Source organism: Lactobacillus psittaci DSM 15354, assembly GCF_000425905.1.
Lineage (GTDB): Bacteria > Bacillota > Bacilli > Lactobacillales > Lactobacillaceae > Lactobacillus > Lactobacillus psittaci.
On the sequence record NZ_KE384474.1, the window covers coordinates 47,912 to 59,703 of the forward strand.

The window sequence follows — 11,792 nt, forward strand, 5'->3', positions numbered from 1 at the left end:
TTTTTCAGACCGCCTTTGATATAATTATTAAAACAAAGGGGGTCTTTTTTTGAAAGAAAAACTTAATTTTGGTAATCTCGCTCTAAAAACTTTAATGTCAATTGTCGGGGTAACAGTTTTATCAATTGGAGCCACTTTCTTACGTGGTGGTAATGTTGGGCTTGATCCATTTACTGCAATTAACACTGGAATTTCCAATAAGCTAGGTTTAGGATTAGGGATTTTCCAGTTATCAGTTAATTTTGTAATTTTCTTACTGATTTTATGGCTTGACCGCAAAAAAATTGGAATTGGAACTTTTGTTAATATGATTATGGTAGGATTTGAAATTCAATTCTTTACTCAAATCTATAATCAACTTTTCCCTGAGAAGATTACTTTCTTGGTAATTGTGGCTGACACAGTTATTGGATTACTTCTGTTTACTTTAGGTTCATCTCTTTATATGGGGCCTAAATTAGGAGTTGCACCATATGATGCAATTGCGCCAATCTTTTCTGAAAGATTCAAATCTTCATATAAGATAACTAGAATTATCCAAGACGTATTATTTATGGCTGGTGCTTTAGCATTTGGTGGCCCAGTTGGCTTTGCGACGATTATTGTAGCCTTCTTTACTGGACCATTGATTACTTGGTGGAATGAACATATAAGTGATCCACTAGTAGCTTTTATTGATCACTTGACTCGTCCAGATACTAGAAATAAGGTTACCGTTCTTTTATCTGCAATGGGACGCAGAACCTATGAATCGGTCGCTAAGACTTATGAAGCAACTGAAATCATGCAGGCAAAGTTAGGACGCTATTCTAATTCTGACTTAAAGACTCAGCAAAAGATTGCCCGTCGTAATTTAGCCAACTCTAAGCAAACTTATGAAAACTATCTTGCTCAATATAAGATGATTGAAGAAGAATTAAATAAGAGAAAGAATCAATAGTTAATTAGGGTAGAATATTTAACCTAATGAGTAATTTGTTTTACATTAGAAATAGGAAAAAGGTACAATAGTCTAGTTAATTCTTTGAGAGGCGGCGATGATATGGAAAATTCTTATAGTCAAAGTGCTAATGAAGTTTTGAAGATTGCAAAAGAACAGGCACAACAATTTCAGCATCGAATGATTGGAACTGAACATGTCTTGTTGGCTATGGTAATTGAATCAAAAGGAAATGCTGGTAAGCTCTTGCGCCGAATGGGTGTCACTAGTTTAGCGATTCGCGAAGAAATTCAGCATTATACTGGCAGTGGCTCAGCTTCTAAAACTACTTATATGGAAATGTCGCCACGCTTAACTCTAGCTTTGAATTTTGCCCAACGAGAAGCTAGAAAAGATGGCTTTTCTGAGATTAAAACGTTGCATATTTTACTTGGCTTAGTGGCGACTCCACAAATATTGTCGGGGATGATTTTAAAGAACTTGAATATCGATTTAGATAGTTTGAGAAAAGAAATATCTTTGACTTTAAAAGATAGTGGAGCAATCGAAAAGCCAGCTAATAATAGTTTTATGGATCAAATGATGCCAAATGATAATTCAAATAACAATAAATCATTAGCAGCAGTTACAGTTGATTTAAACCAACGAGCTAGAGACGGAATGATTGATCCAGTATTTGGTCGTGACACTGAAATTAAGCGAGTAATGCAAATTTTGGCTAGACGAACTAAGAACAACACTGTTTTGGTTGGGGAACCTGGTGTTGGTAAGACCGCGATTGCTGAAGGAATTGCTTATAAGATTGTTCATCGAGATGTACCTGATATTTTACTTGATAAGCGGATTCTTTCGTTAGATATGGCTAGCTTGGTTGCTGGGACTAAGTATCGTGGTGAATTCGAAGGCAGAGTTAAGAAGCTATTACAAGAAGTTAAAGAAGCCGGTAATATTATCTTATTCTTAGATGAATTACACACTATTATTGGCGCTGGTAGTGCTGAAGGTGCGGTAGATGCATCTAACTTATTGAAACCTTCACTTGCACGTGGCGATATTCAATTGATTGGTGCGACAACTTTTGATGAATATCAAAAATATATTGAAAAAGATCAGGCTTTAGCTCGTCGTTTTCAACCGGTTAAGGTTAGTGAACCATCAAAGAAACAAACCTATGAAATTGTTGAAGGCCTTAAAGCTAAATATGAAAGTTACCACCATGTTAAATATACTGATGAAGCAATTACTGCTGCAATTGAACTTGCTGCACGCTATTTAACTAATCGCTTTTTCCCAGATAAGGCGCTTGATTTAATTGATGAAGCAGGTGCTAGTGTCAAAATTAAGAATACTGTTGGTAGCGATCCTCGCTTAAAGGAACTAGAAGCGCAATTAACTAAAATTAAGCAAGATAAAAAGACCGCAATTGAACAGCAAAACTTCTCTAAAGCTGCTAGTTTACGTGATGATGAAGAAAAGCTTCACCAAAAAGAAGCTAAATTAGTTGAAAAATTACGTGCGAAAGCTATTAAAAATGCAGTTGTGACTGAAAGCGACATTGCACAAATTGTTTCTGATTGGACTGGTGTACCAGTAACTGAAATGAAGCGTGATGACACTAAGAAATTAGTAAATCTAGAAAAGAGTTTACATAAGCGCGTAATTGGACAAGATAAGGCAGTGAGTGCAGTTGCTAAGGCTATCAAGCGTAGTCGCAGTGGAATTAAAGATGAAAAGCGACCTATTGGTTCTTTCTTATTCTTAGGGCCAACAGGTGTTGGTAAAACTGAATTAGCAAAGGCAGTGGCTAGTTCAATTTTTGGTGCTGAAAGTGACTTAATTAGAATTGATATGTCAGAATATGCTGATGTTGTTTCTGCAAGTAAGTTAATTGGTGCGGCTCCGGGTTATGTAGGCTATGAAGAAGGCGGCTTTTTAACTGAAAAAGTGCGCCGGCATCCATATTCAGTCGTCTTACTTGATGAAGTAGAAAAAGCCAATCCTGAAGTCTTTAATTTGCTTTTACAAGTACTAGATGATGGATTTTTGACTGATGCTAAGGGTCGAAAAGTTGACTTTAGAAATACGATTATTATTATGACTTCTAACTTAGGGTCTAGGTCATTAGTCAGTGATAAGACGGTCGGCTTTATGGCTAGCGATGTTGATTTACAAAAGCAAACGGCAGCTAAAGTAGCTACGGCTACTAAAGAATTCTTTAGACCAGAATTTTTGAATCGAATTGATGAACAAATTATCTTTAATCCATTAACTAAAGCTGATTTACGTAAGATTGTAATTTTACTTACTAAACGTGTAACTGAACGCTTAGCTAAGAAAGATATTACTTTGAAGTTTTCAAAGTCTGCCTTAGATTTGATTGCCCAAAAGGGATATGATCCAGAAATGGGAGCACGGCCACTACGTCGCCAAATTCAATCAATGGTTGAAGATAAGCTATCAGATATGTTGATTACAGGTGAGCTTGCTTCTGGACAAATTCTTAAAATTGGAGCTAGTAAGGGCCATTTGAAATTTAGTGTTTCAAATCAAACAAAAGCCAAATAAATCCCGAGTTTATAGGGTTTTGTAGTTGACAAAAAAGCCTGATTTTTGCTATAATTAGCCTTGATTTTCCAAAAAGGCTGATATTCAGTAGCTTGCTGATCTATTGTCCAGTAAGCTGATAAGAACAAAAACGACAAAAAGTGTTGTTTTTGTTTTTTTATGCTCAAAAATACCAGTTTTTTAATTTGTAACACAAATGTAATATTTGTTTTCTTTACGACAGAAAGGATGTTTTCCTTGGACGGACATTTAGTGAATTACGGTCAACACCGGACAAGACGTAGTTTTTCTCACATTAAAGAAGTAGTTAAATTACCTAATTTGACTGATGTACAAACCGAATCATATAAGTGGTTCTTAGATAAGGGTATTAGTGAAGTCTTTGAAGACGTAATGCCAATTAATGACTTCTCTGGTAAGTTATCTTTGGACTTTGTTGGCTACAAGCTTCAAGAAGCTAAGAGTACTATTGATGAAGCACGCCACCATGATGCAAATTATGCTGCTCCACTTAGAGTAACTTTGAAGCTTACTAATCATGAAACTGGTGAAATTAAGACGCAAGACGTCTTCTTTGGCGATTTGCCATTAATGACTAAGTCAGGTTCATTCATTATCAACGGTGCTGAAAGAGTTATCGTTTCACAACTTGTTAGATCACCTGGTGTTTACTACAATAGCGACTTTGACAAGAACTCTCGTCAAATCTTCGGTGCTACTGTAATTCCTAACCGTGGTGCTTGGCTTGAATACGAAACTGATGCTAAGAACATTTCTTATGTACGTATTGACAGAACTAGAAAGTTGCCTATTTCTGTTTTAATTCGGGCACTTGGCTTTGGCTCAGACAGTGAAATTCAAGACATGTTTGGCTTGAGTGATACTTTGCAATTCACCTTAGAAAAGGATGTTCATAATAATCCTGCAGATAGCCGTGTAGCTGAAGCATTGAAGGATATTTATGAAAGACTTCGCCCAGGTGAACCTAAGACTACTGATTCATCACGTTCACTCTTATTTGCACGTTTCTTTGACTCACGTCGTTATGACTTAGCTCCAGTTGGTCGTTACAAGATTAACAAGAAGCTTTCACTTAAGAATCGTTTACTTAACCAAACTTTGGCAGAAACTTTAGCAGATCCAGATACTGGTGAAATTATTGCCAAGAAAGGTACTGTAGTTACCCACGAAGTAATGGATACTCTTGAAAAGTACTTAGATCGTGATGACTTCAAGATGGTTACTTACACCCCATCTGAAGAAGGTGTAATGCAAGATCCAATTACTGTTCAAGAAATTAAGGTCTTCTCAAAGGTTAACCCTGAAAGAGAAGTTAAGTTAATTTCAAACGGTCACATTGCAGCTGATGTTAAGTACATTACTCCAGCTGATATTTTGGCATCAATCAATTACTTCTTTGTTTTACAAGATGAAATTGGTACTACTGATGATATTGACCACTTGGGTAATAGACGTATTCGTCGTGTTGGTGAACTTTTACAAAACCAATTCAGAATCGGTTTGGCAAGAATGGAACGTGTTGTTCGTGAAAGAATGTCAATTCAAGATCCTGATACCGTAACACCACAACAATTGATTAATATTAGACCTATTGTTGCTAGTGTTAAGGAATTCTTTGGTTCATCACAACTTTCTCAATTTATGGACCAAAACAACCCATTAGCCGAATTAACTAACAAGCGTAGAATGTCAGCTTTGGGGCCTGGTGGTTTGTCAAGAGACCGTGCTGGTTATGAAGTTCGTGACGTGCACTATACTCACTATGGTCGTTTATGTCCGATTGAAACACCAGAAGGTCCTAACATTGGTTTGATTAACTCAATGGCTACTTACGCAGTTATCAACAAGTATGGTTTCATTGAAACACCATACCGTCGTGTTTCTTGGAAGACTCACAAGGTAACTGACAAGATTGACTACTTAACTGCTGATGTGGAAGATAATTACATCATTGCTGGTGCTAACACTCCACTTAACGAAGATGGTTCATTTAAAGAAAACCTTATCTTAGCTCGTTACAAGGATGACAACCTCGAAGTTACCCCAGACAAGATTGACTACATGGACGTTATTCCTAAGCAAGTTGTTTCTGTAACTTCTGCATGTATTCCATTCCTTGAAAATGACGACTCTAACCGTGCTTTGATGGGGGCTAACCACCAAAGACAAGCGGTTCCTTTGATTAATCCACATGCTGCTTTAGTTGGTACTGGTATGGAATACCGTGCTGCTCACGATTCAGGTGACGCCTTAATTGCTGAAGCTGCCGGTGTAGTTGAATATGTTGATGCTGATCAAGTTAGAGTTCGCCGTGAAGATGGTACTTTAGACAAGTACATGCTTGAGAAATACCGTCGTTCAAATGCCAACAAGAACTACAACCAAACTCCTAACGTTAAGAAGGGTGAAAAGGTTGTTGAGGGCGAAGTAATTGCTAACGGTCCATCAATGGCTGAAGGTGAATTAGCTTTAGGTCAAAACCCATTAATCGCATTCATGACTTGGAACATGTATAACTATGAAGATGCCATCATGATTAGTGAAAGAATGGTAAAAGATGATATCTACACTTCAATTCACATTGAAGACTACGAATCAGAAGCACGTGATACCAAATTAGGACCTGAAGAAATTACTCGTGAAATTCCTAATGTTGGTGAAGACGCACTTAAAGATTTAGATGAACAAGGTATCGTTAGAATCGGTGCAGAAGTTAAAGACGGCGACATTTTAGTTGGTAAAGTTACTCCAAAGGGTGTAACTGAATTATCAGCTGAAGAAAGATTACTTCACGCCATCTTCGGTGAAAAGGCTCGTGAAGTACGTGATACTTCACTTCGCGTACCACACGGTGGTGGCGGTATTGTCCAAAACGTTGAAGTCTTTACTCGTGAAGGTGGAGATGAACTTTCACCAGGTGTTAACACTATGGTTAGAGTTTACATCTGTCAAAAGAGAAAGATTCAAGTTGGGGACAAGATGGCTGGTCGTCACGGTAACAAGGGTACTATTGCCGTTGTTGTTCCTGAAGAAGATATGCCATTCTTACCAGATGGTCGTCCAGTAGATATCTGCTTGAACCCAATGGGTGTGCCATCACGTATGAACATTGGGCAGGTGCTTGAATTACACCTTGGTATGGCTGCTCGTCAACTTGGTATTCACGTATGTACTCCTGTATTTGACGGAGCTAACGAAGATGAAGTATTCAGAACTTTACGTGAAGCTGGTATGAGTAAAGATGGTAAGACTGTCATTTATGATGGCCGTACCGGTGAACCATTCCACAACCGTGTTTCTGTTGGTATCATGAACTACTTGAAGCTTGCTCACATGGTTGATGACAAGATTCACGCACGTTCAATTGGGCCTTACTCACTTGTTACTCAACAACCACTTGGTGGTAAAGCACAATTCGGTGGACAGAGATTTGGTGAAATGGAAGTTTGGGCCCTTGAAGCTTATGGTGCAGCTTACACCTTGCAAGAAATCTTGACTTACAAGTCAGATGACGTTGTAGGACGTGTAAAGGCATACGAAGCAATTGTTAAGGGTGAAAGAATTCCTAAGCCAGGTGTTCCTGAATCATTCCGCGTTTTGGTTAAGGAATTACAATCATTGGGTCTTGATATTCGTGTGCTTGACATGGATCACAAGGAAATTGAGCTCCGTGACATGGATGAAGACTCAAATGAACACTTGAATATCGATACTCTTTCTCGTTTAGCTGAAGAACAAGAAAAGAAGAAGTTGGCCGAAGAAGCAAACAAGTCTGAAGAAGAAACTTCTGAAAAGACTGAAACTAGTCCAGTAAATGAAGCTTCTGATGATTCCGTTTCTAAGTAGTAGGGGGTTAAACTTTGATTGACGTAAATAAGTTTGAAAGTATGCAAATTGGTCTTGCTTCTCCAAACAAGATTAGATCTTGGTCATACGGTGAAGTTAAGAAACCTGAAACAATTAACTACCGTACTTTGAAGCCTGAAAAAGACGGTTTGTTTGATGAAAGAATTTTTGGCCCTTCTAAAGATTGGGCTTGTGCCTGTGGTAAGTACAAGGGTATTCGTTACCGCGGTATCGTCTGTGACCGCTGTGGTGTTGAAGTAACCTCTTCAAAGGTTAGAAGAGAACGGATGGGGCACATTGAGTTAGCGGCCCCTGTAACTCACATTTGGTACTTTAAGGGTATTCCTTCAAGAATGGGTTTAGTTTTGGATGTTTCTCCAAGAGCGCTTGAAGAAGTAATCTACTTTGCTGCCTACATCGTAATTGATGCTGGTGATACAGACTTAGAACCAAAACAACTTTTAACTGAAGCAGAATATCGTGAACAAAAAGCAAAATTCGGTAACCGTTTTGAAGCCAAGATGGGTGCTGAAGCAGTTAAGGAATTATTGCAAAAAGTTGACCTTGAAAAAGAAGTAAAGGCTTTAAAGAGTGAATTACAAACTGCTACTGGTCAAAAGAGAACTAGAGCTATTCGTCGTTTGGATATCTTAAATGCCTTTAAAGATTCAGGCAATAAGCCTGAATGGATGGTAATGGATACTGTTCCAGTTATTCCACCAGATTTACGTCCTATGGTTCAACTTGAAGGTGGTCGTTTTGCAACTTCTGACCTTAATGATTTATACCGTCGTGTAATTAACAGAAATAACCGTTTGAAGCGTTTGCTTGATTTACATGCACCAAACATCATCGTGCAAAACGAAAAGAGAATGCTTCAAGAAGCTGTTGATGCATTAATTGATAATGGTCGTCGTGGTCGCCCAGTTGTTGGTCCTGGTAACCGTCCACTTAAGTCACTTTCACACATGCTTAAGGGTAAGCAAGGTCGTTTCCGTCAAAACTTGCTTGGTAAGCGTGTTGACTACTCTGGTCGTTCAGTTATCGATGTTTCACCAAAATTGAAGTTCTACCAATGTGGTGTGCCACGTCCAATGGCTCTTGAATTATTCAAGCCATTTGTAATGCATGAACTTGTTAAGCGTGGCGTAGCAACTAACATTAGAAATGCTAAGCGTAAGATTGACCGTGAAGATGATGATATCTGGGACATTCTTGAATACGTAATTAAAGAACGCCCAGTTCTTTTGAACCGTGCACCTACCTTGCACCGTTTGGGTATTCAAGCCTTCGAACCAGTTCTAGTACCTGGTAAGTCAATTAGACTTCACCCACTTGCTTGTGAAGCCTACAATGCTGACTTCGATGGTGACCAGATGGCCATCCACGTTCCACTTTCAGATGAAGCTGTTGCTGAATCAAGACTTTTGATGCTTGCAGCTCACCACATCTTGGCACCTAAGGATGGTAAGCCAATCGTAACTCCTGGACAGGATATCGTTTTGGGTAACTATTGGTTAACTCAAGCAGAACGTGGCCGTGAAGGCGAAGGTATGATCTTCAATTCACCAGCAGAAGCAATTATGGCATATGCAAATGGTGACATTCACTTCCACACTAGAATTGGTTTAGCTGCTGATTCAATGCCTGAAAAGACTTGGCCAAAGGGTTATGAACATGGGGTCTTTGTAACTACTTATGGTAAGATGATTTTCAACCAAATCTTCCCTAAGGACTTCTTCTATGTAAATGATCCAACTCAAGAAAACTTAACTCATCCATTAGATGTTAAGTACTTCTTGAAGCCAGGTGAAGACATCCATGAAAAATTAGATAACATGGATTTAGGTACACCATTTAAGAAGGGCTTCTTGTCAGATGCTATTGCAGCCATTTACAAGGAATACAAGGTTCAAAGAACTTCTGATTTCTTGGATGACATGAAAGAACTTGGTTACACTGCATGTACTACTTCTGGTTTAACTATCGGTATGTCTGATATCCCTATGGTTAGAGACAAGGACGATATCGTAGCCAAGGCCCACAAGAAGGTTGATGTGGTTTCTAAGCAATTTAGACGTGGTTTGATTACCGAACAAGAACGTCACGATCGTGTAATCAGCATTTGGAATGCATGTAAGGATGAAGTTCAAAACGAAGTGGCTGGTATCTTCGATCCACGTAACCCTATTTCAGTCATGGCAGACTCTGGTGCCCGTGGTAACATCTCAAACTTTACCCAGCTTGCTGGTATGCGTGGTTTGATGGCCGCTCCTAACGGTGGGATGATGGAAATCCCTGTTACTTCAAACTTCCGTGAAGGTTTGACTGTTTTGGAAATGTTCATGTCAACTCACGGTGCTCGTAAAGGTATGACTGATACTGCCTTGAAGACTGCTAACTCTGGTTACCTTACTCGTCGTTTGGTTGATGTTGCTCAAGACGTTATTATTCGTGAAGCTGACTGTGGTACTGATCGTGGCATTACTGTTCATGCAATCAAGGAAGGCGACGAAATGATCGAGCCATTATTCGATCGTTTAGTTGGTCGTTACACTGCAAGAAGTGTCTTTGATCCAGAAACCCATGAAGTTCTTGCTGACAAGGGCGTTTTGATGGATGAAGACTTAGCACAAAAGATTGTTGACCGTGGCGTAACTGAAGTTACAATTCGTTCCGTATTTACTTGCAACACTCAACACGGTGTATGTCAAAAGTGTTACGGTATGAACTTGGCTACTGGTGAAGAAGTTGAAGTTGGTGAAGCAGTTGGTACTGTTGCCGCACAATCAATTGGTGAACCTGGTACTCAGCTTACTATGCGTAACTTCCACAATGGTGGTGTTGCCGGTGCTGAAGATATTACTCAAGGTCTTCCTCGTGTGCAAGAATTGTTTGAAGCACGTAACCCTAAGGGGCGTGCTACCATCTCAGAAGTTACTGGTGTAGTTACTGCAATTGAAGAAAATCCAGCAGAACATACTAGAGAAATTACTGTTGAAGGTAAAACTGATACTAGAACTTACTCAGTTCCTTATACTGCAAGTGTTGCTGTTGGCGAAGGCGATAGTGTGGTTCGTGGTGACAAGTTAACTCTTGGTTCTATCGATCCTAAGGAATTGATTAGAGTTCGTGACGCTTTAACTACTGAAAAGTACATCTTAAGCGAAATCCAAAAGGCCTACAGAATGCAAGGGGTAGAAATTGCCGACAAGCACGTCGAAGTAATGGCTCGTCAAATGCTTCAAAAGGTTCGTGTACTTGATCCAGGTGAAACTGACATCTTGCCAGGTGAATTGATGGATATCGGTGAATTTAAGGACAGAAATAAGGAAGTTATCATTTCAGGTGGTATTCCAGCAACTGCACAAAGTGTAATCTTGGGTATTACTAAGGCCGCTCTTGAAACTAACAGTTTCTTATCAGCTGCTTCATTCCAAGAAACTACACGTGTTCTTACTGATGCCTCAATCAGAAGCAAGAATGATCCACTTCTTGGTCTTAAAGAAAACGTTATTATTGGTAAAATTATTCCAGCCGGTACTGGTATGCCAGTTTACCGTTCAATGGAACCAGCAGCAGATGTTGAAAAACCTCAAGCTGTGTACTCAATTGCTGATATTGAACGTCAAATGGCAGAACAAGAAAAAGATAACAAGTAAAATTAAAAAGGGACGACTCGTTGTGAGTCGTCCCTTTTTTTCATAGTTAAATAAGCTGAACTACAATTAGACTAGCGATGACAAATGGAATGAAGGGTAAGCTAGTCTTGGAAAAATTAATTTTTCGATTTAGTCCGAAATAAACTAGTACTAGAAGAGAAGAAATTAAAAATGCAAGATTAGCATAAGTTTGACCATAAAAGCACGCGATTAAAACATAAATTAGTAAATCTCCTAAGCCCATTTTTTCGAGATAGACCAAGATACTCATTGCTGAGAACATAATTAATAAACTAATGCTGTCTAATAAAGTCAAACTCTTTAGGTTTAGAAGAAAAGTCGTAGCACTAATAATAGCAGGAACTATTAAAAGAGCAGTCAAAAATTCTTGATGATGCAAATCTAAAATAGCAATTAAAAAGAAGAAAAATAAAAAAACAAGTTCGAAATAAGAGAAAAAGTTACTATAGTCAATTTTCAAAAAGTAAAAGCCACCAGCTAATTCAAAATAAAAAAGTTCTCTTGGGATTTTTTTATGACAATAATGGCAATAACCCTTTAAAAATATAAAAGAAACCAAGGGAATTAAGTCTAGAACACGAAGGGTCTGATGACAATGATTGCACTTACTTCGTGCTGTCAGGTTAATCCCATTTTCAGCTAGTACACAAGCAAAAGAAGCAATACAAGTTCCAATAAAAAAATTAGTTATTAAATAGAAAGTTTCCAAATTAAAAATAGTCATAATCATTCACCTC

At 38.5% G+C, this 11,792-nt stretch carries 5 protein-coding genes; 4 read left to right on the forward strand and 1 reads right to left on the reverse strand.

Annotated features, from left to right (window positions below; all coding sequences use genetic code 11):
• Positions 1–49 precede the first annotated feature (49 nt).
• The 4 genes from H628_RS0106335 to rpoC all read left to right on the forward strand — a co-directional run bounded on the left by H628_RS0106335 (position 50) and on the right by rpoC (position 11,034).
• Positions 50–940, forward strand: coding sequence for a YczE/YyaS/YitT family protein (locus H628_RS0106335; RefSeq protein WP_027825704.1), 891 nt, complete (start codon positions 50–52; stop codon positions 938–940).
• Between the two features lie 102 nt (positions 941–1,042).
• A complete protein-coding gene (locus H628_RS0106340) occupies positions 1,043–3,505 on the forward strand; it encodes an ATP-dependent Clp protease ATP-binding subunit (protein ID WP_027825705.1) in 2,463 nt (820 codons plus the stop codon).
• 228 nt (positions 3,506–3,733) lie between these two features.
• The gene (gene rpoB, locus H628_RS0106345) at positions 3,734–7,372 is read left to right on the forward strand and encodes a DNA-directed RNA polymerase subunit beta (protein ID WP_027825706.1); all 3,639 of its coding nucleotides are present in this window, start codon (positions 3,734–3,736) and stop codon (positions 7,370–7,372) included.
• A 14-nt stretch (positions 7,373–7,386) separates the two neighbouring features.
• Entirely contained in the window at positions 7,387–11,034 is a 3,648-nt protein-coding gene (gene rpoC, locus H628_RS0106350; RefSeq protein ID WP_027825707.1) for a DNA-directed RNA polymerase subunit beta', read from the forward strand.
• Between the two features lie 46 nt (positions 11,035–11,080).
• On the opposite strand, the gene H628_RS0106355 is transcribed toward rpoC, so the two are convergent.
• Entirely contained in the window at positions 11,081–11,779 is a 699-nt protein-coding gene (locus tag H628_RS0106355; protein WP_051237981.1) for a prepilin peptidase, read from the reverse strand.
• Positions 11,780–11,792 lie beyond the last annotated feature (13 nt).

What these genes read in the sequence shown, in the direction of transcription:
- H628_RS0106340 (WP_027825705.1), top strand. Translation starts at nt 1,043, where the DNA reads ATGGAAAATTCTTATAGTCAAAGTGCTAATGAAGTTTTGAAGATTGCA.
- rpoB (WP_027825706.1), top strand. Translation starts at nt 3,734, where the DNA reads ATGTTTTCCTTGGACGGACATTTAGTGAATTACGGTCAACACCGGACA.
- H628_RS0106355 (WP_051237981.1), bottom strand. Translation starts at nt 11,779, where the DNA reads ATGACTATTTTTAATTTGGAAACTTTCTATTTAATAACTAATTTTTTT.